The sequence below is a fragment of the Paraburkholderia guartelaensis genome (genome assembly GCF_004353905.1).
In the GTDB taxonomy this organism is placed as follows: domain Bacteria; phylum Pseudomonadota; class Gammaproteobacteria; order Burkholderiales; family Burkholderiaceae; genus Paraburkholderia; species Paraburkholderia guartelaensis.
This window is the reverse complement of sequence record NZ_SMOD01000050.1, coordinates 1-21,822: the sequence shown is the minus strand read 5'-3', so window position 1 is coordinate 21,822 and position 21,822 is coordinate 1. Positions and strand designations below refer to the sequence as shown.

Below are 21,822 nucleotides of genomic sequence, written 5' to 3'. Positions count from 1 at the left end.
TCCTCAAGAATCCGTTTGAGAGCGGAAATTCATTCAACTACATTTTAACCATCCCAGACGGCCTAGCCCGAACGGGAATCGACACTACACAAACTGGAGACATCCCCATGAACATGACGAGATTTCGCGTGGGCCGTGTGTGCGCGGCCGCGCTCGCGGCAGTGGCGCTCTGTAGCGGATTCGTGGCGAATACGGCGCGCGCCGAGGAGCGCTTTGTGATGGTGAGTCACGGCTCGGATTCGAACGTGTGGTGGAACACCGTGAAAAACGGCATGCGCGACGCGAGCGAAGATTTCGGCGTGCCCGTTGATTACCGCAATCCGCCGACGGGCGACACCGGCGACATGGTCCGCATTCTCGAGCAGGCCTCGGCGCGCAATTACGCGGGCGTCATCACCACCGTGCCGAATCTGGAGATGATCCAGACGGGGCTGGCAGGCGTGAAGGCCAAGCACATTCCGCTCATCACGATCAACGGCGGCCCGGAGGCGGGCATGAAGCTCGGTGCGATCCTGCACATCGGCCAGCCCGAATACGAAGCCGGCAAGGCAGCGGGCGAGCGCGCAAAGGCGGCCGGCATTCACGACTTTCTCTGCGTGAATCACGGTGCGGACATCCAGGCGCTGTGGGACCGCTGCAAGGGCTTTGCCGATGCCATCGGCGCCGATTACAAGAAGTCCACGATGGATAGCGGCGAAGACCCGACCGTCATCGAAAGCAAGGTGGCCGCCTTTCTGCGTTCGCATCCCAACACCCAGGCGATTCTCGCGCTCGGCCCTGATCAGGCCATGGGCGTGCTGCGCGGCGTGAACGACGCGGGCAAGGCCGGCAAGCTCTATGTCGCAACGTTCGATCTTTCGCCGGACATCCTCAAGGCGATTCAGGCAGGGCAAATCCAGTTCGCAATTGATCAGCAGCCCTATCTTCAAGGCTACCTTTCAGTGGCGGCCATGGCGATCGCGGTGCGCGACAAGACGAATGACCCGGCCCATATCGTCGCCGCGCTCAAGGGCGACAAGAAGGTCGCGGCGCGTCTCGCGAAGTACGACCTCAAGCCCGTTTATACCGGGTCGACGGTGAGTTCCGGCCCGAGCTTCGTCACGCGCGACAACCTCGCGCCCGTGCAGAAGTACGCGGGTTCGTACCGGTGAAGGCAGGGATGCAGGAGACCAACTCTCGCGGAGCACGGCAAATGAACATCGACATGAATGCGTGGTACCGGGTGGAAATCGACCGCAAGCGCCTCAAGGCATTCTCCACTCGCACCGACGCGCGGGGGCTGATTCAGGTGGGCGGTTTCCTCGCGCTCGTCGTGGCGACCGGCGTGCTCGCGTGGTACTCGCTCGGCACGGCCTGGGCGATTCCCGCCTTCTTGCTGTACGGCACGGTGTTCGCGTTCAGCGAGGCTGCCGCGCACGAGCTAGGGCATGGGACCGCGTTCAAGACGCGCTGGATGAACGAGACCGCTTACTGGATCATCTGCTTCATGTCGTGGCGCGAGCAGGTGTATAGCCGTTGGCTGCATGCCCGGCACCACACCTTCACGCACCTGACCGCCGAACCTTATAAGGATCCCGAACTGGCGTTCAGGCGGCCGCTCAGCTACGTGAAGCTTGTGACCGACTTCTTGCGCATTTCGCATGGCATCCAGTTTCTCGGCGCGATCGTGCTGCACAGCTTCGGCATCGTCACGAAGGGCGCGAAGGAGGTGGTGCCGGAGGCCGAGTACAGAAAGATGTGCGCGAATTCACGCGTGTTGCTCGCGTGTTATGTGGCCGTGTTCGCCTGGGCGATCGTCGCGCATAGCTGGCTGCCGATCCTGTTTCTGTTTGTCTCGCGCGCCTACGGCACCTGGCTGCACGAACTCTGCGCGCTCACGCAGCACACGGGGCTCAAGGAGAATGTGCTCGATCACCGCGTGTCGAGCCGCACGGTGATGCTCAATCCCGTGGTGCGCTTTCTCTACTGGAACATGAACTATCACATCGAGCATCACATGTTTCCGAGCGTGCCGTTTCACGCGCTGCCCGGTTTCCATGACGCGGTGGCCTCGCAAATGCCGAAGCCTTATGCGGGACTGTGGCCCGCATGGCGCGAGATTCTTGCGATCTTCGCGCGCCAGCAGCGCGACCCCGAGTACGTGGGCGTGCGCGAACTGCCGGTGGGAAAGCGCGGTGATGCGGTGGCTTGATCGCGCAAGACGGTACTCGCCCGGCCGTCGATCAAATCAGGAAACCCGAGCGCCGTTTGCGTTGGCGGCACGGCGGCCGAAAGCCTGGCGGACCCAGCTTTGCGCGTTTACCACCAGCAGGCCGATCAGCACGAGCGCCGAGCCAAACAGGAACGCGGGCTCCACGCGCTCGTGCAGCAGCACGACGCCGAACGCTACGCCGAACAGCGGCGTCATGAACGACAGAATGCCGATGCGCGCGGCCAGATAGCGGCGCAGCAACCAGAACCACACGAGATAGCTCACGAAGGAGACGAGCAGAGTCTGGAACGCGAGGGAGGCGAGGGCGAGCGGCGTGCCATGAAAGTGCGCCTGGCCGGTCAGAAACGCGAACGGCACCAGCACGACGAAAGCGCCCGCCAGTTGATAGAAGAGCGTCTGCGTGGCGGGCGCCTCGCTCAGGCGGCTCGTGCGCACGACGACGGTGGTGAGCCCCCACGCCGCGCCTGCGCAAAGACCCATGAAGTCGCCGAGCAGCCAGAACGGCGAGCCAGGTATGTCGGCTCCCAGCAGCGCGGGGCCGAGGAACGTGATGGCAATGCCCGTGAAGGCGATCGCAATGCCGCCCCATTGCAGCCGCGCGAGGCGTTCGTCGGGCAGACGCACATGCAGGCCGATTGCCGCGAACATCGGCGCGGTATAGAGGAACACGGCCATGTGCGAGGCGTTGGTCCAACGCAGGCCCATGGCGACGAACACGAATTCGAGCGCAAACAGGCCGCCTGTGACGAGCCCCGCGCCGCGCGCCACGCCCGGCAGCCAGCGCTCGCGCGAAACGAGTTGGTTGAAGAGCCACACGAGTGCCGCGGCCACGCCCGAGCGCAGCCCGATCTGCAGCATGGGCGGGATATCGCCGGCCACTGCCTTGATCGCGACCTGTTGCAGACCCCATGCGAGGCAGAGCGCCACCATGATGGCCACGGCCGTTGCGTCGACTTGCTTTCTCATTGCGGACTCACTGACTTGAAGGATTCGGCTGAAGTTTGGTGGCAGTGGGCGTAGTATTGATGCGTCGGGATGCGCGCATATAGCGCGAAACTGACAATCGATAGCCCCAGACCGCCATGCCCAAAACACCTGACCGTGCTCGCCCGGCGCGCTACCTGCGCCTGCCGCCCTTCACCGACGTGCTGCCATCGCCCGTGTTCTTCCGCATGGAGCACATGCCTTCGCACGCCACCTATCCGCAGATGTGCCACCCGTGGGGCGAGTTCGTCTACGCGTTCAGCGGCACGACCGAGGTGAAGGCGGGGGACGAGCACTACATCACGCCGCCGCATCTCGGGCTCTGGATCGCGCCGGGCACCGAGCACGTGGGCTTCAACGAGCAGGAGACGGTGCATTGCTCGGTGTACATCAGCCGCGACCTGTGCACGCGCATGCCGGCAACGAGCTGCGCGGTGATGGTGTCGCCACTCGTGCGCGCGATCCTCGAGCATCTGCGCGTGACGCCGGCGGAGGAGGAGGGCGAAACGCAGCGCGCGCGTCTGTTGCGCGTGCTAGTGGATCAGCTGTCGACCTGCGCGACCACCGGCAGCTTCGTGCCGCATACCGACGACGCCGATCTCAACGCGATCCTCCAGGTGCTGCGCCAGAATCCCGCCGACAATCGCTCGCTTGCAGAGCTTGCCGATGCGTTTCACATGAGCGAGCGCACGCTCATGCGCCGCGCGCAAAACGAGCTGGGCATGTCGTTGACGGAATGGCGCCAGCGCATCCGGCTCGTCAATGCGCTGCCGATGCTGCATGCGGGGCGCAGCGTCGAGGCCGTGGCGCTGGATTTGGGGTACGCCACCTCGTCGGCTTTCATCGCAATGTTCCGACGATTGACGGGCACGAGTCCCGGACAGTTCGTGGCGCGTACGCGTTGAGCATAGGGCTGCGCGCATCGATTACCAAGCCTTACGAAACCCCACAAAACCCTAAAGATTCCCCGTGCGCGCGCCGTTAGTGCAGGCATGAAAGCCCTACTCACCCAAACCGACGCACGCTTCATCCTGTCGATCGCCCTCGAGCTGGCCGAGAGCCAGGCCGCCGCGGCCGGGGTTCAGCTCGAATCGGCGGCAGGATCGGCGATTACCGACGACGTGATCGTCGCCACACTCTCGCAGTTCGCACCGACCGTGACGATCGACGAGTTTTACGGCCTGCTGGACCGGCCCGAGGTGTTGCACTGAGCGGCCACGCGGCCGCCAAAAAGAAGCGGGCGCTCAACGCATGAGCACCCGCGGATGTCGTTGCGCGAGCAACGAAGATTCAGGGTATTAGAACTTCTGACGCAAGCCCACGCTCACGATGGCTTGCGACTGCGTGGCCGACGAGTGGCCGTTGCCCTTGTCGGACACCGAAGCGGTTGCCGCGACCGGATTGCCGGCGGCGTCGAGCGTCATGCCCGATGCATGCTGGTAGCCCGCGAGCAGATACACCGTCGAGCGTGTCGAGAGGTCGTAGGTCGCGCCCACCGAAACGTTGTGGTACTGCGCGTCTTCATCCACGCCTTCCACGGCGCTGCCCCGCGTATAGCTGTAGCCCGCGAACAGATGCGTGCGCGGTTGCACGTTCCACTGCGTGAAAATGCCTGCGATATTGAAGATCGCATTGCCCGAGAACAGCGAATTCGCGCCCGAGCGATATTGCACGTTGCTGTAGTTCACGCCCACCACGGCAGGACCGAAGTCCCACGTGGCGCCCGCGGCCACCACCTGCTGCGATTGCGCGCTCGCGTAGCCTTCGTTGATCGACGAGTTGAACGTGCCGTCGTACGTGCCTTGCCACTTGCCGTAGGTGGGATCGTCGAGGCCCGTCTTGCTGTTGTCCGAGCGCTCATACCCCACGCCCATGCGCAGCGGCCCGTTTGCATAGCCCGCGCCCACGCTCCAGGTGTTCTTACGCTTCATGCTGCCCGCCTGGCCGCCGAATCCGTACAGCGCGCCGAACGTGAAGCCTCCGTAGTTCGCGCTCGTGTACTTGATCGAGTTGTCCACGCGCGTGGTCTGGTCGAGGTCGTCGATGTCGCCCGGATGCGCGCCGAAGCCGCCGATGAAGTTCACGGGCGCGACCGGCCCGACGAAGTCGTCGAGCGAGGTGTACTGGCGGCCCATGGTGAGTGAGCCGTAACGCTGGTCCGAGAGGCCCACGAAGGCCTGGCGGCCGAACAGGCGTCCGCTCTGGCCCGAGGTGCCGTTCGTGATGTCGAAGCCGTCTTCGAGCAGGAAGATGGCCGCGAGTCCGTTGCCCAGATCTTCCTTGCCCTTGATGCCCCAGCGGCTGCCCGAGAGGTTGCCGGTGGAGAGGCCCACGTTCGAATGGCCCGTGTAAGCGCCGGTGGTGCCGGTGCGCTCGTTGCTGCGATACGTGATGCCGGCGTCGGCAATGCCATACAGCGTGACCGAGCCTTGCGCCGATGCGATGCCGGCGAGCGAGAACAGGACTGGTGCGGCGAGCAGGTGTTTTCTCATCATTTGTTGTTTCAACGACTAAAGATCGCCTGGTGAGCGATTTCTGGTTATGCGCGCACACACCTGCGGCCTCGCGAACGAGACGGCAGGCGTGAAACGCGGGGAGGGAAAAGTGCTACGCGGGGCGCGTTAGCGCTTGAGCGTTGCGCCGGGCGGCAGCTCCGGCGTGCTCACGGTGACGGTCTTGCGGACCTTGGCGACGTCATCGGCGCTGACCGGCGCGCCGGTGTTGCCCCAGCTCGCACGCACGAAGGTGGACACGTCGGCCACTTCCTGATCGGACAGACGCCAGCCGAACGCCGGCATCGTGAACGACGAGGGCGAGGATTTCGTGCCTTCGAGCGCACTGCCTGCGAGCAGCACGTGAATCAGCGAAGTGGGGTCCTTGCCCTGCACGACCGGGTTGCCGCCGAGTGCCGGAAATACACGCGTATAGCCGCGTCCGTCGCTGCGGTGGCAGGCCATGCAGTTGTCGCGATAGACCGCTGCGCCGCGTGCGCTCGCATCGCCGTTTTGCAGCTTGTTCGCGGTGGCGGGATCGTAGGCGTACGTGGTTTCCTTCGGGGCGCTAGAGGGCAGCGTCTTGAGGTAGCGCGCGATGGCGAGCAGGTCCGCGTCGTTCATGTGCTGCATGCTGTGCTGGACCACGTCGGTCATGCCGCCGAAGGCGGCCGTATGCAGATTGCGTCCCGACTTGAGGAACTGCACGATGTCGTCCTCGTTCCAGCTGCCGAGGCCCGTGCGCGGGTTGCCGCGCAGACTGGAAGGTACCCAGCCGTCGATCGGGCCGCCGCCTGCGAGGAAGTCGTCGCCTTCGAGGTCGGTGAGCGCGAGTTCCTGCATCGTGCGTGCGCGCGGCGTGTGGCACGCGCCGCAGTGGCCGAGGCCTTGCACGAGATAGGCGCCGCGCGCGATGATCGCATCGTTGTAATGCGAGCCGTCGAACGCCTGCACCTTCGGCGCGAACAGCACGCGCCAGGCGCCGAGCGGCCAGCGCATCGAGAGCGGCCAGGGAATGTCCACCGCGCGGTTCTGCGCCTGCACGGGCCCGACGCCGTGCATGAAGTACGCGTAGAGCGCCTTCATGTCGTCATCGGAGAGGCGTGCGTACGACGGGTAGGGCATCGCGGGGTAGAGCGTGTCGCCATTCGGCCGCACGCCCTGGCGCACGGCCCTGGCGAAGTCGTCGTAGCTCCACTTGCCGATGCCGCTCCGGGCGTCTGGCGTAATGTTCGTGGAGTAGATCGCGCCGATGGGCGTATCGAACTTCAGGCCGCCCGCGAAGGGCTTGCCGCCCTGCGTGGTATGGCAGGCGATGCAGTCGCCGGCGCGAGCGAGGTATTCGCCATGCGCGACGAGCGCGTTCGGTTGCTCGGCCGCGTGCGCCGAAAATGCCATGAACGCCGCGCACGCGAAAGTTGCGCGTGCAACATTCGCGCCGATGGAAAAAATGTTCTTCTTCATGCGGCTCTTCACACGCTCACCAGGGGACCGGGATTCTTCAGATACTGGTTGCGAATGGCTTTCGCACTCCAGTAAGCGAGGGCGGCGACGAGGCCGGTCGGGTTGTAGCCGATCCCCTGCGGGAACGCGGAGGCGCCCATCACGAACACGTTGGGCGCGTCCCAGCTCTGCAGATAGCGGTTGATGACGCTGGTGTTCGGGTCGGTGCCCATCACGGCCCCGCCCACGAGGTGAGTGGTCTGGTAGCGGCGCGAGTCGAAGTGCACGCCGAATTCGCGCGTGTAGACGTTGATCGCCTTCGGGCCCATCGCCTCGGCGATCTTCTGCATCTGGCCCGTCACGTACTGCGCCATCTTGATGTCGTTGTCCTTCCAGTCGAAGGTCATGCGCAGGAGCGGCTGGCCGTACGAATCGCGATAGGTCGGGTCGAGGTCGAGGTACACGTCGCGGTACGACATGTTGGACCCGTGCGCATCCATCGAAATGGTGTGCGCGTAGTGGTCCTTCACGGCCTTCTTCCACCCGGCGCCCCAGTTGGGCGTGCCCGCGGGCGTGGCGATGCCGCTGATCGGCTTCACGCCAGCCTGGTTCACCCAGAGCGGCGAGCCGCCCACGAAACCGAGCGGGCCGTGGTCGAAGTTGTCGGCGTTGAAGTCATCCACGGCCACGCCATTGCCGCCCGCGCCGATGAACGGATTCGTCCACGTGTCCTTGTCGAAGAACGCCGTGATGGTCGAGAGGTTCTGGTACGCGAAGTTGCGGCCCACCACGCCTTCGCCCGAAACCGGGTCATAGGGCTTGCCGATGCCCGAAAGCAGCAGCAGGTGCACGTTGTGATACTGGAATGCCGAGACGATCACGAGGTCTGCGGGCTGGAACACTTCCTGGCCCGCCGGATCGATGTACGTGACGCCCGTGGCGCGCTTTTTGGTGTCGTCGAGTTCGACGCGCAGCACGTGGCATTTCGAGCGCAGTTCGAAGTGCTTTTCCTGCTTGAGCGCGGGCAGGATGTTGAGGTTCGGCGAAGCCTTCGAGTACATGTAGCACGCGTAACCGCTGCAGAAGCCGCAGAAGTTGCACGGGCCCATCTGTACGCCATAGGGGTTCGTGTACGGCCCCGACGTGTTCGCCGAAGGCAGGCGGTAGGGATGCAGGCCGATGGACTTCGCCGCGTCGAAGAAGCGCTGCGCCGAATAGGTGTTCAGTTGCGCGGGCAACGGGAAATTGTCGCTGCGCGCGGCTTCGAACACATTGCCGTCGCCGACCACGTTGCCCTTCACCTTGTACGCCTGGCCCGAGGTGCCGAATACCTTTTCCGCGAAGTCGAAATGCGGCTCCAGTTCGTCGTACGTGACGCCGTAGTCCTGGATCGTCATGCCTTCGGGGATGAACTTCCTGCCGTAGCGCTCCTCGTAGTGGCTCTTCAGGCGCAATTCTTCGGGCGTGATGCGGAAGTGCACGCCCGACCAGTGCAGGCCCGCGCCGCCCACGCCTTCGCCGGGCAGAAACGCGGCGAGCTGGCGGTAGGGCAGGGCCGTGTCGTTCACGCCGTGGCGGATCGAGACAGTGGTCTTCGAAAGATCGAGAAAGAGCTTCTTGCGGATGTTGTACGTGAGCTCGTCGATGGTGTTGGGGTACGCGCCGTCCGGGTAGGTGTCGCGATACTCGCCGCGCTCGAGCGCCACCACGTTCAGGCCGGCTTCGGTCAGTTCCTTCGAGAGGATCGCGCCGGTCCAGCCGAAGCCGATCACGACGGCATCGACATGAGGTTTTTTGATCGCCATTTACGTACGCTCCCCGTTGATCGAGACCGGGCCGTACGGATAGGGCTTGCCGTTCTGGTTCACGAAATCCATGAAGTCGGCGCGTGCGCCGGGAAAGCCGATCATCTTCCACGCGGCCATGTTGCGGTTGCCGCCGTGGATCGGATCGCAGAAGTAGCCTTCGCGCGTGTTCTGCAGCAACTGGCCGAAGAACACGGAGGCAGGCACGCCGTCCAGTTCGACCTTGCCCGCCTCGAGCGCGCTGAGCACGCTGTCGCGCGTGCTGGCGTCGAGCGCGTCGAAGTCCTTGCCGTAGGCCTTCGCGCAGTACGCGTTCACGGCCTGGATGCCGAGCCGGTAGATGTCGCGCGGCACGAGCTTCAACTGGTAGCCGAGTTCGGGCACACCCTGCTGGAACGGCCCCTGCATGTACCAGAGGGCGCCGTGCGCGTAGGGCGTGTCCATCTGCCGGTCGATGAATTCGGGCACGCCGGCCTCCAGCGCGCCGGGGCCTTCGGAATCGGCGGGAATCAGACGGTCGGTGGCGGCTTCGACAAAGGCCCACTCGCGCGCGTCGAAGAAGCGGGGCTTGTAGGCGGCCTGCGCGGCTTCAGGCCTGGTGTTGGGCGCAGAGGCGGCGCTGCCCGCCGCGGCGGTTTCGCTCGACGGCGCTTTGCCGCCCTCGCAGCCCGCCAGTGCGCTGGCGGGCACGAGCACCGCTGCCGTGCGCAGGAAGCCGCGGCGTGTCGTGAGAGGAGATTCAGACATTGTGGGATTCTGTATGAGTTCGGCGCGGTGTGATTCGACCGTGTCCGCGTAGCCATCCTGCGCGCTGCGCGTGACACGCCGCCGTGGCGGCCACGGAACGGAGATGTCAAATGGAACCGGTTCCACGATTGGAACGCGATTCTACAATATTCCTTTACGGGGCCGGTACCGGCCGCGCAAGGGCGGCCGGACCGCGGTTGTCATACCCTCCGAACAAACCCTAACAAATGGAACAAGTTGTTTGACAACTACGGTGAGCCGGTGCTACTGTGCTCGGTATTGACAACCCACCATCCCAGCACGAGGCCTCATGAACGTGTCCCCGATTGTCGAGAGCGAATTCGCCTCGACTGTGATGGCAGTGCCGCCGCTCGCACGCCGCCCCGACTTCTCCCTCGCCGTCGAAGAGAACCGCAAGCTGATCCGCCATATGGAAGCGGGCGGTATCCGCACGCTGCTGTACGGCGGCAATGCGAACCTGTACCACGTCGCCGTGAGCGAATTCCGCGAGTTGCTTGACATGCTCGCCGACCTCACCGCGCCCGAAACGCGCGTGATTCCGGCCATCGGTCCCGACTACGGCAAGATGCTCGACCAGGCGCGCATCCTCGCGCAAACGCAGTACAAGACGGCCATGGTGCTGCCGCTTTCCGGCTTCACCACGCCCGCAGGCGTCGAAACCGGTCTCACGCGTATCGCCGACACCGCTGGCATTCCGCTCACGCTCTATATCAAGAGCGAAGACTATGTCGACGTCGACACGCTCGTGCGCCTGATCGACCGCGGCACGCTCATTGCGGTCAAGTACGCCATCGTGCGCAAGGATCCGGCGAACGACCCGTATCTGCGCCGCCTGCTGGAAAGCGTGCCGGCCTCGAAGGTCGTCTCGGGCATGGGCGAGCGTCCGGCGCTGGTTCACGTGCGCGACTTCGGTCTGGCTGCCTGGACCACGGGCTCGGGCTGTATCGCATCGAACGCCATCATGGCGCTCCTGAAGGCCGCGAAGGAAGGCCGTGCGGAAGAAGCACAACGCCTCTACGATGCCTTCATGCCGCTCGAAACGCTGCGCGACAACATCTCGCTCATCCGCGTGCTGCACGACGCCGTGACGCTCTCGGGCATTGCCGACATGGGTCCGATCCTGCCGCTGCTCTCGCAGTCGCCCGCTGAGGCGCTGCCGGCGATCGGCGACGCAGCCAAGGCGCTGCTCGCATTCGAACAGAAGCTGGCCGCAACGGCCCAGACCGCCAACGCGTAAATCGGCAGATAGCAATTGAACGGAGCGAACATGCAGATTACTGGAGCCATGCTGCTCGGCGCGCAAGCGGTGCGCGGCGCGGCAGGCGAGATGCGCGCCTTCGCGCCCGCGCTCGGCGAGGAAATCGAGCCGTCGTTCGGCCTCGGCGGCAAGGCCGAAGTCGCGCGCGCTTGTGAACTCGCGGCGCAGGCGTTCGACGCCTTCCGCGCTGCCCCGCACGAAACGCGTGCGCGCCTGCTCGAAGCGATCGCCGAACGCATTCTCGGCATCGGCGACGCGCTGATCGAGCGCGCGCATCTCGAATCGGCGCTGCCCAAGGCGCGCCTCGAAGGCGAGCGTGGCCGTACGGTCGGCCAGCTGCGTCTTTTCGCATCGCTCGTGCGCGACGGCCGCTGGTGCGGCGCCGTGCTCGACTCAGCGCTGCCGGAGCGCAAGCCGCTGCCGCGCTCGGACCTGCGCGCGCATCGCATCCCGCTCGGCCCCGTGGCCGTGTTCGGCGCGAGCAACTTCCCGCTGGCGTTTTCGGTGGCGGGCGGCGACACGGCTTCGGCGCTGGCTGCCGGTTGCCCGGTCGTCGTGAAGGCGCACCTGGCCCATCCGGGCACCTCGGAACTCGTAGGCCGCGCGATCCAGCAGGCCGTGGCTGACGTCGGCCTGCCCGAAGGCGTGTTCTCGCTCGTCTTCGGCGGCGGCAACGAAGCGGGCGAAACGCTCGTGGCGCACCCGGCTATCAAGGCCGTGGGCTTCACGGGCTCGCGCCGTGGCGGTCTCGCGCTTTCGCACATTGCGGCTGCGCGCCCTGAGCCGATTCCGGTCTACGCCGAAATGAGCAGCATCAACCCGATGTTCGTGCTGCCCGCGGCGCTGGCTGCACGCGGTGAAGCGCTCGCGCAAGGCTTTGTCGATTCGCTCACGATGGGCGTGGGTCAGTTCTGCACGAACCCGGGCCTCGTGCTCGCGATCGACTCGCCGGAACTCGACCGCTTCGTGAAGGCGGCAAGCGCCGCGCTCACGCAGAAGCCCTCGCAAAGCATGCTGACGGCCGGCATCGCCTCGACGTATGGCGAAGCCGTTGCGGCGCGCAAGCAGCTGCCGGGCATCGAGAATCTGGCCGAAGGCACGAAGACGGACGCGCATTGCGACGCGCTGCCGGTCCTCTTCAAGGCGAGCGCCGAGCAGTTCCTCGCCCAGCACGCGTTGTCGGACGAGATCTTCGGGCCGACCTCGGTTGTCGTGGCGTGCCGCGACGAAGCCGAACTCGCGCGCGTGGCGGAGCACCTCGAAGGCCAGCTCACGGCGACGCTGCACATCGACCGCGATGACTATGCGATGGCCGCGCGCCTCTTGCCGATTCTCGAGCGCAAGGCCGGCCGCATTCTGGCGAACGGCTTCCCGACGGGCGTCGAAGTCTCGTATGCGATGGTTCACGGCGGCCCGTTCCCGGCCACCTCGGACGCGCGCACGACTTCCGTGGGCGCGATGGCGATCGAGCGCTTCCTGCGTCCGGTCTGCTACCAGGACCTGCCGGCCGAACTTCTGCCGGTCACACTGCAGAACGACAATCCGCTCGCGCTGTGGCGTTTGCGCGACGGCGAGCTGGTGAAGCAGTAATCCCGCGAAAGCGGTCAGGAAAGCGCCTGCAGAAGCCTTGCAGGCGCTTTCTCCAAGAGGAGTCCGACAAGAGGCTCACAGTAGTCTCACAAAGAGCCTGACGTTGCTTGACAACTTGATGCGTGGTTCGGCATCCTGTGTCCGGCTTTGAAAATACAAGAATCAACGGGTCGCGTAGAACAAATTCCATAAACAGAGATGTGAGGAGATGCGATGTTCGATGGACGTTTGAAGGCCAGCGTGCTGGCCGTGTGTGTGGCGGCCGCCGCGGCGCTCGGCATGAGCGCGGCAAAGGCCGATCCCGTTTCGCTAAACATAGTCGACGTGGCCGGTAACCTGCAGCTCACGCAGAAGGCCTTCGAAGCGTTCAAGGCGAAAAACCCGAATCTCGTCTCCAACATCACCTACACCAACGCGCCCGCGCCGCAGTTGCCTGGCAAGATCAAGGCGATGCAGGCAGCCGGCCGCGCCGACATCGATCTCGTGCTGACGGGCACGGACGCGCTTGCCGCCGGCATCGAACAGAATCTGTGGATGAAGCTGCTGCCGGATCAGCAGGCAGCGCTGCCGGGCGTGCTCGACAAGTACGCGCCGGGCCCGCGCAAGATGCAGGATCTCGCGCAAGGCTACGGCCTCGAAGTGTCGTACATGCCGGCCGGTCCGCTGATCGAATACAACCCGGCCAAGGTCGCGAAGCCGCCGCAAACGCCGCAGGAACTGCTGGCGTGGTGCAAGGCGAACCCCGGCAAGCTGATCTATGCGCGCCCGGCCAATTCGGGTCCGGGCCGCACGTTCCTGATGGGCCTGCCGTACCTGCTCGGCGACAAGAACCCGCAAGACCCGATCAACGGCTGGGACAAGACCTGGGCGTTCCTGAAGGAACTGAACTCGTGCGTGCCGTACTACCCGGGCGGCACGTCGGCGGTGATGAAGGAACTGGGCGAAGGCACGCGCGACATGACCGTGACCGTGACGGGCTGGGACATCAACCCGCGCGCGCTCGGCATCGTGCCGGCCGATTTCAAGGTGCAGGCATTCAACAACATGACGTGGGTGAACGACGCCCACTACATGGTCGTGCCGAAGGGCGTTTCGAAAGAGAAGCTCGCGGTGCTGCTCAAGCTCATGAACTTCATGCTCGAGCCGCAGCAGCAGGCCATGACGTATGACGACGGCTACTTCTATCCGGGCCCGGCAGTGAAGGACGTCACGCTGCAGATGGCGCCGAAGGAAAGCCAGGACGTGATCGCGAAATACGGCCGCCCCGAGTACGCGAAGTGGCTCGCGGCTTATCCGCATGTCCAGCCGCTTTCGGCGCAGGCGATGGTCGCGGCGTTCCAGAAGTGGGACCGCGAAGTCGGTTCGCAGAAGTCGCAGTAACGAGAGGAAGAATCAGCAATGGACGGACGGTGCTTGCGTGGTTTCGCCTTGGGAGCGCCGTCCCCGATCCCTGCTCATGTAGGTTGATCTTGTTGGTCAGGAACGTGTCATGAAGCATTCTTTCGATCGTCTGCGCCTCGACTCGGTTTGTCGTAGCTTCACCAGCGCAGAGGGGACGCAGCTCGCCGCGCTGCGCGGTCTCGACCTCGACATTCGCCGCGGCGAATTCATCGCGCTGCTCGGGCCTTCGGGCTGCGGCAAATCCACGGCGCTCAATTGCATCGCCGGTCTGCAGCCGCTCACGAGCGGCAGCATCTGGCTGGACGACCTGCGTATCGACGTGCTGCCGCCCGAGAAACGCGGCTTCGGCATGGTGTTCCAGAACTACGCGTTGTTCCCGCACATGACGGTGCTGGAAAACGTCGGCTTCGGCCTGAAGATGCAAGGTGTGCCGCGCGAAGAGGCGAAGCGCCGCGCGCGCGAGGCGCTGCAGCTCGTGCAGCTCGTCGGCCATGAAAACAAGCTGCCGGGCCAGCTCTCGGGCGGCCAGCAGCAGCGCGTGGCGATTGCCCGCGCCATCGTCATCGAGCCGCCGCTCGTGCTGATGGACGAGCCGCTCTCGAATCTCGATACCAAGCTGCGCATCGAAATGCGCGCGGAAATCCGCCGCATTCACGGGCAGCTCGAACGCGCCACGATCTACGTGACCCACGATCAGGACGAAGCGCTTTCGATGGCGGACCGCATCGTCGTGATGAGAGAGGGCGTCGTGCAGCAGGTCGCGACGCCGAAGGAAGTGTATAGCCGCCCCTCGAATCTGCACGTTGCGCGCTTCATGGGCTTTCGCAATGTGCTGCCGTTCGCCATTACGGGCGAGCAGGGCGGCCATGTCGCGATGTCGTCGTCGGGCATCACGCTCACAGGCGTGCCAATGGGCGAACTCAACGGCGGCGAAATTTCCGTAGCCATGCGCCCCGAAGATTTCGAGCGCGCCAACGCGGGCGACGCGAACGCCTTCGACGTCGAAGTGGAAATGGTCGAATACGGCGGCCGCGATTCGCTGCTGCTCGCTAACGCACCATTCGGCAAGCTGTGGGCGCGCGTGGAAGGCGAATTCGAAGCCGGCGAGCGCGCCACGCTGCGCGTCGCGCCTTCGCACGTGCTGGCCTACGCGGAGCGTGCGTCATGAGCACGCTCATTCCGTCGCTGGTCAAGGCGCCGCGCGATTCGCGCGGCTGGCTCATCACGCCCGCGCTCGGTTTCATCATCGCGATGTTCCTTTATCCGTTCGCCTACGGTCTCGTGCTGTCGTTCAAGCCGATGAACGGCGGCGGCATGTTCGCGAATTACCTGCAGTTCATTCACGACCTCTCGTTGTGGCCCACGGTGTTCGTCACGCTCAAGCTGGCGGTGCCCGCAACGATCATCAACGTCGGGCTCTCGCTGCCGGTGGCCTTCGCGCTGCGCCGCAAGTCGCCGTACCAGAAGCTCGTGACCACGCTGCTCGTGATTCCCGTCACGCTCGGCACCGTGCTGATCGCCGACGGCATGCTCAGCTACTTCGGCCCGAACGGCTGGTTCCCGCAAGCGCTGCACGCGCTGCATCTGTATACGAACGAAGAGATTCGTCTCACGCACAACTATTGGGGCGTGCTGATCTCGCTGATCGTGTCGGGTTTCCCGTTCGCGTTTCTGCTCACGCTCTCGTACGTCACCGGCATCGACCCGACGCTCGCGCGTGCGGCAGCCACGCTTGGCGCAGGCCCGTGGCAGCAGTTCCGGCAAATCTATCTACCGCTGCTCGCGCCCGGTCTCACGATGGCCGCGTGCCTGTCGTTCGTGCAGGCGTATTCGGTGTTCCCTTCGGCGGTGCTGCTCGGTGCGCCCGCGGGTCCCACGCGCGTGATCTCCATTGCGGCAGCGGAGGCGGCGTTCGAGAGCTATGACTACTCGCTCGCCTCGACCATCGCCATCGTGATGGGCTTCGTGCAGTTGATCGTCGTGGCCGCGATGTTGAGCGCCAAGCGCTTCTTCTACTCCGGGCCCGTGAGCGGAGGGAAAGGCTGATGACCGCCCATCAACGCAACGCGGCCGGCCTCGGCACGGAAGCGACGACGAGCGAGCAACGTTCCGCATCCGCCGCCAACGTCGAGCAGGCCAAGCCCGCTTCGCGCCTGCCCGATGTGCTCTGGAAAGTCTTCGTCTGGGGCGGCGTGGTGTTCTTCCTGCTCAACGTGGTGCTGCTGATCGCTACCGTGGGCGTGAACTCGATCGCCACGCGCTGGTTCGGCACGCCGCTGCCGCAAGGCTTCACGCTGCACTGGTATGCGCAGGCGTGGCGCGACTTCCAGTTGTCGAGCGTGCTGTGGGTGACGTTCGAAGTGGTCGGCTCGGTCGTGCTGCTCTCCATCGCGCTGGGCGTGCCCGCCGCCTACGCGCTGGCGCGCGCGCAGTTCCCTGGCAAGCGCATTGCCATGCTCGTGTTCCTGCTGCCGCTCATGGTGCCGCCCGTCACGTACGGTATTCCGATGGCCACTGCCATGTACCAGATCGGCCTCGCGGGCACGTTGCCTGGCGTGATCCTCGCGAACCTGGTGCCCGCGCTGCCGTTCGTGATCCTCGTGATGACGCCGTTCATCGAGCAGATCGATCCGAACCTCGAGTCGGCCGCGCGCATTTTCGGCGCAAACACGTTTCGCTATTTCCGTTATGTATTGCTGCCCCTCCTCGTGCCGGGGATGCTGGCGGCGGGGCTGCTCGTGCTGGTGCGCACGATCGGCATGTTTGAACTCACTTTCTTTACCGCCGGACCCGACACGCAAACGCTGGTGGTTGCGCTGTACTACGCCGTCTTCTCGACGGGCGTACGTGCGCCGCAATCCATCGACGCGATGGCCATGATCTACATGGCCATCACGCTTGCGTGGGTGCTGGTCGCCCTGCAGTTCGTCAGCCCGACACAACTCGTGTCGCGCGTGAAGGAGCAACGCTAGGCCAACGCCGGCGGCTTTACTGGAAACACCTGGAGCAACGCAAGATGAGCAAGAAGCGAAAGACCCCCGAAGAACTGCGCAGCCACCGCTGGTATGGCGTGAACGACCTGCGGTCGTTCGGCCATCGCTCGCGCACCGCGCAGATGGGCTACAGCCGCGAAGAGTACGCGGGCAAACCGGTGATCGCCATCCTCAATACGTGGAGCGAGATCAACCCTTGCCATACGCACTTCAAGCAGCGCGTGGAAGAGGTCAAGCGCGGCATCTGGCAGGCGGGTGGTTTCCCGATCGAACTGCCGGTGCAGACGCTTTCCGAGCCGTTCCAGAAGCCCACCACGATGCTCTATCGCAACTTCCTCGCCATGGAAGCGGAAGAGACGATCCGCTCGTACCCGGCCGACGGCGTCGTGCTGATGGGCGGCTGCGACAAGACCACGCCCGCGCTGCTGATGGGCGCGATCTCGATGGATCTGCCGACGATCTTCCTGCCCGCGGGCCCGATGCTCAACGGCAACTGGAACGGCGTGACGCTCGGTTCGGGCTCGGACACCTGGAAGTACTGGGCCGACCTGCGCGCGGGCAAGATCACCGAAGAAGACTGGAAGGGCGTGGAAGGCGGCATCGCACGCTCGCCGGGCCACTGCATGACGATGGGCACGGCATCGACGATGACGAGCGCTGCGGAAGCACTGGGCTTCACGCTGCCGGGCTTCGCCTCGATTCCCGCGCCGGACTCGCGCCATGCGCAGATGTCGGCGAAGACGGGCATGCGCATCGTCGAGATGGTGTGGGAAGACCTGAAGCCTTCGGACATCATCACGCGCAAGTCGGTCGACAACGCCGTGACCACGTGTCTCGCGCTCTCGGGCTCGACCAACGCGATCGTCCACATGATCGCGCTGGCGCGCCGCGCCGGTGTCGACCTCACGCTCGCGCAGTACGATGAAATCGCGCGCCGCACGCCGGTGCTCGCGAATATCCGCCCGACCGGCAAGTACCTCATGGAGGACTTCTACTATGCCGGCGGCCTGCGCGCGATGCTCAAGGAACTCGGCGATCTGATCGACGGCACGCAGATGACCGTGAACGGCAAGACGCTCGGCGAGAACATCGCCGACGCGGAAATCTACAGCGAAGAGGTGATCTATCGCCGTGCGAAGCCGCTCATGCCGGATACGGGTCTCGCCGTGCTGCGCGGCAATCTCGCGCCGGACGGCGCCGTGATCAAGCCGGGCGCGGCGGAAAAGCGCCTGCACGTGCACACGGGCAAGGCCGTGGTGTTCAAGGACTACAACGACATGGCTGCGCGCATCGACAGCGAAGACCTCGACTGCGACGAGAACAGCGTGATCGTGCTCCAGCACGCGGGTCCTGTTGGCGCGCCGGGCATGCCCGAGTGGGGCCAGCTGCCGATTCCGCAAAAGATTCTCCAGAAGGGCGTGCGCGACATGTTGCGCATTTCCGACGCGCGCATGAGCGGTACGAGCTACGGTGCGTGCGTGCTGCACGTGGCGCCGGAATCGTTCATCGGCGGTCCGCTCGCACTCGTGCAGGACGGCGACCTGATCGAGCTGAACGTGCCGGAGCGCCGCCTGAACGTGCTGATTTCGGACGAGGAAATGGCGCGCCGCAAGGCCGCGTGGGTCGCACCGGAACCGCGTTTCAAGCGCGGCTACGGCGCGATGTACCAGATGCACGTCATGCAGGCCAACAACGGCTGCGAGTTCGACTTCATGCAGCGTGACGGCGTGGGCGGCTCGTGCGCCAGCGCGGGCGGAGAACCCGAGATTCACTAAGGAGACGAATTCGGCAAGGAGCGCTTCAGGGGTGTTGCGCTCCTTGCCGGACAGGAGGCAATGTAGCAACCAGGGTTTTAACGAGTATCAAACCACAACGACTAAAGATAGGACTACCGATGAAAAAAACTATCCTCGCTTCCGCGCTTGGACTCGCCGCGCTGGGCGCACACGCGCAAAGCAGCGTCACGCTGTACGGTATCGTCGATACCGGTATTGGTTATCAGAGCAGCTCGGCCAAGCTCGGCAGCAATGCCGGCGGCGCTTCTGTCGTCAAGATGGTGCAGGGCGTGTGGGCCGGCTCGCGTTTCGGCTTGAAGGGCAGCGAAGATCTGGGCGGCGGCACGCGCGCGATCTTCCAGTTGGAAGAAGGCTATAACTCGGCAACCGGCGCGCAATCGACCACGAACCTGATGTTCAGCCGTGCCGCGTGGGTTGGCGTCGCGAACGCGAACTACGGCACGCTGACGGCTGGCCGCCAGTACGCACCGTACTACACGCTGCTCTCGCCGTACAGCCCGACCACGTGGCTGACCGGCGCATACGGCGCGCACCCGGGCGACATCGACTCGATGGACACGATCTATCGCATCAACAACTCGCTGGTCTATACGTCGCCGAACATCGCGGGCCTGACCGTGAGCGGCATGTACGCACTGGGCGGCGTGCCGGGCAGCCTCGGCGCTGGCCAGACGTGGAGCGTGGCCGCGCAGTATCTGCACGGTCCGGCAGGCATCGCAGTGGGCTTCGAGCGCCTGAGCAACGCGGCGAGCGGCGGCGGCGCATGGGATGCGAACTCGACGGCGAACAGCGCCGGCGAGCCGGGCGTTTCGGCGCTCACCAACGGCTTCCAGTGGGCGCAGACGCAACAGCGCCTCGCCGTGACGGCCGGCTACCAGTTCAACTCGCAGTGGGACATCTCGGTGGCCTACTCGAACGTCCAGTACATTCCGGGCGTGAACTCGCGCTTCGTCGACACGCAGATCTGGAACACGGGCGGCGTCGTGCTGCACTACAAGCCGCTCACCGTGCTCGACCTCGCGGCGGGTTTCTCTTACACGCGCGCGACCAAGGCCAACGGCATCCAGAGTTCGGCTTCGTACGCACAGTACAACATGTCGCAGTACTACACGCTGTCGAAGCGCACGGGTATTTATTTCGTCGAAGCGTACCAGCGCGCGGGCGGCCAGACGCTCGGCACGCCTAGCACGACCGGCGCGAGCAGCATCATCAACGCGACTGCCGACATCGGCGACGGCCAGAACAGCGCACCGTCATCGTCGCGCAGCCAGGTTGCGGGCGCGGTCGGTATCGTTCACCGCTTCTAAGTACACATCGAAGTCTTCACGCTCCGAAAGCAGTATGTTCGGCGGTGCCGGGTTGATAACCGGCACCGCCGTTTTTTTTGCGGGCAGAGGTAGTAGAACATCTAATCTTTGAATATCCGGCCGAATCGATAAGATCCTGCGATGCTCCAAGGAGAATCGGCATGACATTCACGACTTCCGCACTTCATCTGTCCAACGTCAGGCTGGCCGGTGGCCAACGCGTTTGCGTTGCACTCGCCAACGGCCGTATCGAGGCAATCGGACCCCATGTCGCGGCACAGCCAGGCGTGCCGGTCGTGGACGGCGGCGCAGGGCTGCTGCTGCCCGGTTTCGTCGAAGGCCACACGCACCTCGACAAGAGCAACTGGGGCCGCCCGTGGTATCGCAACGAGGTTGGGCCGCGGCTCACCGACCGCATCGCCAACGAGCGCGAATGGCGCAGGACCTCTGGACACGATGCCGCCGCCCAGTCGCTCGCGCTGGCGCGCGCATTCGTGCAGGCCGGTACGACGCGCCTGCGGACCCATGTCGATATCGACACCGACGCGCGTTTGCGCTACCTCGAAGGCGTGCTCGCTACGCGCCAGACGATGCGCGATGTCCTCGACATGCAGATCGTCGCGTTTCCGCAGTCGGGCATGCTGATCCGGCCGGGTACGGTCGAACTGCTCGACAGCGCACTGGCGGCCGGCGCCGACGTGCTCGGTGCGCTCGACCCGGCGCTGATCGACGGCGATCCCGTAGCCTCGCTCAATGCCACGTTCGAACTGGCGGAACGCCATCGCAAGCCGATCGATATTCATCTGCACGAACCCGGCGAGGTTGGGGCGTTTACGCTGAAACTGCTGCTCGATCGCGTGCAGGCGCACGGCATGCAAGGTCAGGTGGTCGTGAGCCACGCGTTTTGTCTGGGCGCGTTGCCCGAGCGCGAGCGCGACGCATTGATCGACCGAATTGCGCAACTGCACGTGGCGCTGCTGACGAGCGCGCCGGCTTCGTGCACGGTGCCGCCGCTCAAGGTCTGCCGCGACAAGGGCGTGACGGTGTTTGGCGGCAACGACGGCATTCGCGACACGTGGTCGCCGTATGGCGTGCCTGACATGCTCGAGCGCGCCATGTTGATCGGCTTGCGCTACGACTTGCGGCGCGACGACGATATCGCGATCGCATTCGATTGCGTGAGCGATGCCGCCGCGCGTGGCTGCGGTTTCTCCGACTATGGCCTGCGCGTTGGCGCGCGTGCGGACCTGGTGGTCGTGGAGGCGGAGAGCGTCGCGCATGCCGTCGTTTCGCGGCCGAAGCGCAAGCTGGTTGTTGCGAACGGATGTGTCGTCGTGCGTGACGGTGAGTTGATCGTGTGAATGATCGGCGGGACGCGTAGCGCGTTGGCGTGCTGGGGCAGCAAACATAGCTCTTCGCAGATTGCTTGGGTAGGGCTCGGTTCGACCCGGAAGCGGGTGTTCGGAACAGCCGGCCCGGGCCTGTCATAAATTTTGTGTGTAAGGCATAACATGTAGCTCAAGGAGCATGTATGCCACGCAAACCCAAGACGTCCCCCGAGGCCCTGACGGCGTTGCCGTCCATTCCGAAGGAACTGATCGACCAGTTCGTGAAGGGGCCGATGACGGCCGAAGCGGTGCATGCCGCCTCAGCGGCGTTCAAGAAGGCGCTGATCGAGCGGGCGCTGGGCGCCGAACTTGGACACCATCTGGGCTATCCGGCCGGCGCCGTGCGGCCCGAGAACGCGACCAACCAGCGCAACGGCAAGAGCGG

Annotated in this window: 18 protein-coding genes and 1 pseudogene; 14 read left to right on the top strand and 5 right to left on the bottom strand. The window is 64.8% G+C overall.

The features are described 5' to 3' along the window. Positions 1–107 precede the first annotated feature (107 nt). Together E1N52_RS37335 and E1N52_RS37330 are read left to right on the top strand one after the other, a co-directional pair. Entirely contained in the window at positions 108–1,151 is a 1,044-nt protein-coding gene (locus E1N52_RS37335) for a sugar ABC transporter substrate-binding protein (RefSeq protein WP_133189403.1), read from the top strand. Positions 1,152–1,192: 41 nt separating this feature from the next. Next, positions 1,193–2,191, top strand: coding sequence for a fatty acid desaturase (locus E1N52_RS37330; RefSeq protein WP_133189400.1), 999 nt, complete (start codon positions 1,193–1,195; stop codon positions 2,189–2,191). 36 nt (positions 2,192–2,227) lie between these two features. Here E1N52_RS37330 and E1N52_RS37325 read toward each other — a convergent pair whose 3' ends face one another. Next, on the bottom strand, positions 2,228–3,178 hold the full coding sequence (locus E1N52_RS37325; protein ID WP_133189398.1) for a DMT family transporter: 951 nt from the start codon (positions 3,176–3,178) through the stop codon (positions 2,228–2,230). A 116-nt stretch (positions 3,179–3,294) separates the two neighbouring features. Between E1N52_RS37325 and E1N52_RS37320 the strand changes: the two genes are divergently transcribed. After that, entirely contained in the window at positions 3,295–4,101 is an 807-nt protein-coding gene (locus E1N52_RS37320) for an AraC family transcriptional regulator (protein ID WP_133189395.1), read from the top strand. A gap of 87 nt (positions 4,102–4,188) precedes the next feature. Continuing rightward, positions 4,189–4,407, top strand: coding sequence for a hypothetical protein (locus E1N52_RS37315; RefSeq protein WP_028207581.1), 219 nt, complete (start codon positions 4,189–4,191; stop codon positions 4,405–4,407). 87 nt (positions 4,408–4,494) lie between these two features. Here E1N52_RS37315 and E1N52_RS37310 read toward each other — a convergent pair whose 3' ends face one another. The 4 genes from E1N52_RS37310 to E1N52_RS37295 form a co-directional block, all read right to left on the bottom strand. Then, complete coding sequence (locus tag E1N52_RS37310) at positions 4,495–5,688, bottom strand: porin (protein ID WP_133189471.1); 1,194 nt, start codon at positions 5,686–5,688, stop codon at positions 4,495–4,497. A gap of 129 nt (positions 5,689–5,817) precedes the next feature. Then, positions 5,818–7,152, bottom strand: coding sequence for a cytochrome c (locus E1N52_RS37305; protein ID WP_133189393.1), 1,335 nt, complete (start codon positions 7,150–7,152; stop codon positions 5,818–5,820). An 8-nt stretch (positions 7,153–7,160) separates the two neighbouring features. Beyond that, positions 7,161–8,936 (bottom strand): GMC family oxidoreductase, encoded by a 1,776-nt coding sequence (locus tag E1N52_RS37300; RefSeq protein WP_133189391.1) that lies wholly within the window; start codon positions 8,934–8,936, stop codon positions 7,161–7,163. Continuing rightward, a complete protein-coding gene (locus E1N52_RS37295; protein ID WP_133189389.1) occupies positions 8,937–9,683 on the bottom strand; it encodes a gluconate 2-dehydrogenase subunit 3 family protein in 747 nt (248 codons plus the stop codon). Positions 9,684–9,993: 310 nt separating this feature from the next. On the opposite strand from E1N52_RS37295, the gene E1N52_RS37290 reads away from it, so the two are divergent. The 10 genes and pseudogenes from E1N52_RS37290 to E1N52_RS37245 form a co-directional block, all read left to right on the top strand. After that, positions 9,994–10,941 (top strand): dihydrodipicolinate synthase family protein, encoded by a 948-nt coding sequence (locus E1N52_RS37290; protein WP_133189387.1) that lies wholly within the window; start codon positions 9,994–9,996, stop codon positions 10,939–10,941. A 30-nt stretch (positions 10,942–10,971) separates the two neighbouring features. Beyond that, the gene (locus E1N52_RS37285; protein WP_133189385.1) at positions 10,972–12,552 is read left to right on the top strand and encodes an aldehyde dehydrogenase (NADP(+)); all 1,581 of its coding nucleotides are present in this window, start codon (positions 10,972–10,974) and stop codon (positions 12,550–12,552) included. Positions 12,553–12,831: 279 nt separating this feature from the next. Further along, entirely contained in the window at positions 12,832–13,932 is a 1,101-nt protein-coding gene (locus tag E1N52_RS37280; protein WP_246089394.1) for an ABC transporter substrate-binding protein, read from the top strand. Positions 13,933–14,041: 109 nt separating this feature from the next. Then, a complete protein-coding gene (locus E1N52_RS37275) occupies positions 14,042–15,121 on the top strand; it encodes an ABC transporter ATP-binding protein (RefSeq protein WP_133189381.1) in 1,080 nt (359 codons plus the stop codon). Further along, positions 15,118–15,999, top strand: coding sequence for an ABC transporter permease (locus E1N52_RS37270; protein WP_133189379.1), 882 nt, complete (start codon positions 15,118–15,120; stop codon positions 15,997–15,999). Before E1N52_RS37275 ends, E1N52_RS37270 begins: the two co-directional genes overlap by 4 nt. After that, the gene (locus E1N52_RS37265) at positions 15,999–16,925 is read left to right on the top strand and encodes an ABC transporter permease (RefSeq protein ID WP_246089392.1); all 927 of its coding nucleotides are present in this window, start codon (positions 15,999–16,001) and stop codon (positions 16,923–16,925) included. Before E1N52_RS37270 ends, E1N52_RS37265 begins: the two co-directional genes overlap by 1 nt. A 44-nt stretch (positions 16,926–16,969) precedes the next feature. Further along, on the top strand, positions 16,970–18,721 hold the full coding sequence (araD, locus tag E1N52_RS37260) for an L-arabinonate dehydratase (RefSeq protein WP_133189377.1): 1,752 nt from the start codon (positions 16,970–16,972) through the stop codon (positions 18,719–18,721). 119 nt (positions 18,722–18,840) lie between these two features. Further along, complete coding sequence (locus E1N52_RS37255; RefSeq protein WP_133189375.1) at positions 18,841–20,049, top strand: porin; 1,209 nt, start codon at positions 18,841–18,843, stop codon at positions 20,047–20,049. A gap of 161 nt (positions 20,050–20,210) precedes the next feature. Further along, entirely contained in the window at positions 20,211–21,410 is a 1,200-nt protein-coding gene (locus tag E1N52_RS37250; RefSeq protein WP_133189373.1) for an amidohydrolase family protein, read from the top strand. Between the two features lie 170 nt (positions 21,411–21,580). Further along, a pseudogene (locus E1N52_RS37245) lies at positions 21,581–21,822 on the top strand (IS256 family transposase); the annotation flags it as partial.

Coding starts and splice junctions, on each gene's coding strand:
- E1N52_RS37250 (WP_133189373.1), top strand. CDS start 20,211: ATGACATTCACGACTTCCGCACTTCATCTGTCCAACGTCAGGCTGGCC.
- E1N52_RS37335 (WP_133189403.1), top strand. CDS start 108: ATGAACATGACGAGATTTCGCGTGGGCCGTGTGTGCGCGGCCGCGCTC.
- E1N52_RS37305 (WP_133189393.1), bottom strand. CDS start 7,152: ATGAAGAAGAACATTTTTTCCATCGGCGCGAATGTTGCACGCGCAACT.
- E1N52_RS37265 (WP_246089392.1), top strand. CDS start 15,999: ATGACCGCCCATCAACGCAACGCGGCCGGCCTCGGCACGGAAGCGACG.
- E1N52_RS37285 (WP_133189385.1), top strand. CDS start 10,972: ATGCAGATTACTGGAGCCATGCTGCTCGGCGCGCAAGCGGTGCGCGGC.
- E1N52_RS37270 (WP_133189379.1), top strand. CDS start 15,118: ATGAGCACGCTCATTCCGTCGCTGGTCAAGGCGCCGCGCGATTCGCGC.
- E1N52_RS37300 (WP_133189391.1), bottom strand. CDS start 8,936: ATGGCGATCAAAAAACCTCATGTCGATGCCGTCGTGATCGGCTTCGGC.
- E1N52_RS37330 (WP_133189400.1), top strand. CDS start 1,193: ATGAACATCGACATGAATGCGTGGTACCGGGTGGAAATCGACCGCAAG.
- E1N52_RS37255 (WP_133189375.1), top strand. CDS start 18,841: ATGAAAAAAACTATCCTCGCTTCCGCGCTTGGACTCGCCGCGCTGGGC.
- E1N52_RS37275 (WP_133189381.1), top strand. CDS start 14,042: ATGAAGCATTCTTTCGATCGTCTGCGCCTCGACTCGGTTTGTCGTAGC.
- E1N52_RS37315 (WP_028207581.1), top strand. CDS start 4,189: ATGAAAGCCCTACTCACCCAAACCGACGCACGCTTCATCCTGTCGATC.
- E1N52_RS37320 (WP_133189395.1), top strand. CDS start 3,295: ATGCCCAAAACACCTGACCGTGCTCGCCCGGCGCGCTACCTGCGCCTG.
- E1N52_RS37310 (WP_133189471.1), bottom strand. CDS start 5,688: ATGAGAAAACACCTGCTCGCCGCACCAGTCCTGTTCTCGCTCGCCGGC.
- E1N52_RS37280 (WP_246089394.1), top strand. CDS start 12,832: ATGAGCGCGGCAAAGGCCGATCCCGTTTCGCTAAACATAGTCGACGTG.
- E1N52_RS37295 (WP_133189389.1), bottom strand. CDS start 9,683: ATGTCTGAATCTCCTCTCACGACACGCCGCGGCTTCCTGCGCACGGCA.
- E1N52_RS37290 (WP_133189387.1), top strand. CDS start 9,994: ATGAACGTGTCCCCGATTGTCGAGAGCGAATTCGCCTCGACTGTGATG.
- E1N52_RS37325 (WP_133189398.1), bottom strand. CDS start 3,178: ATGAGAAAGCAAGTCGACGCAACGGCCGTGGCCATCATGGTGGCGCTC.
- araD (WP_133189377.1), top strand. CDS start 16,970: ATGAGCAAGAAGCGAAAGACCCCCGAAGAACTGCGCAGCCACCGCTGG.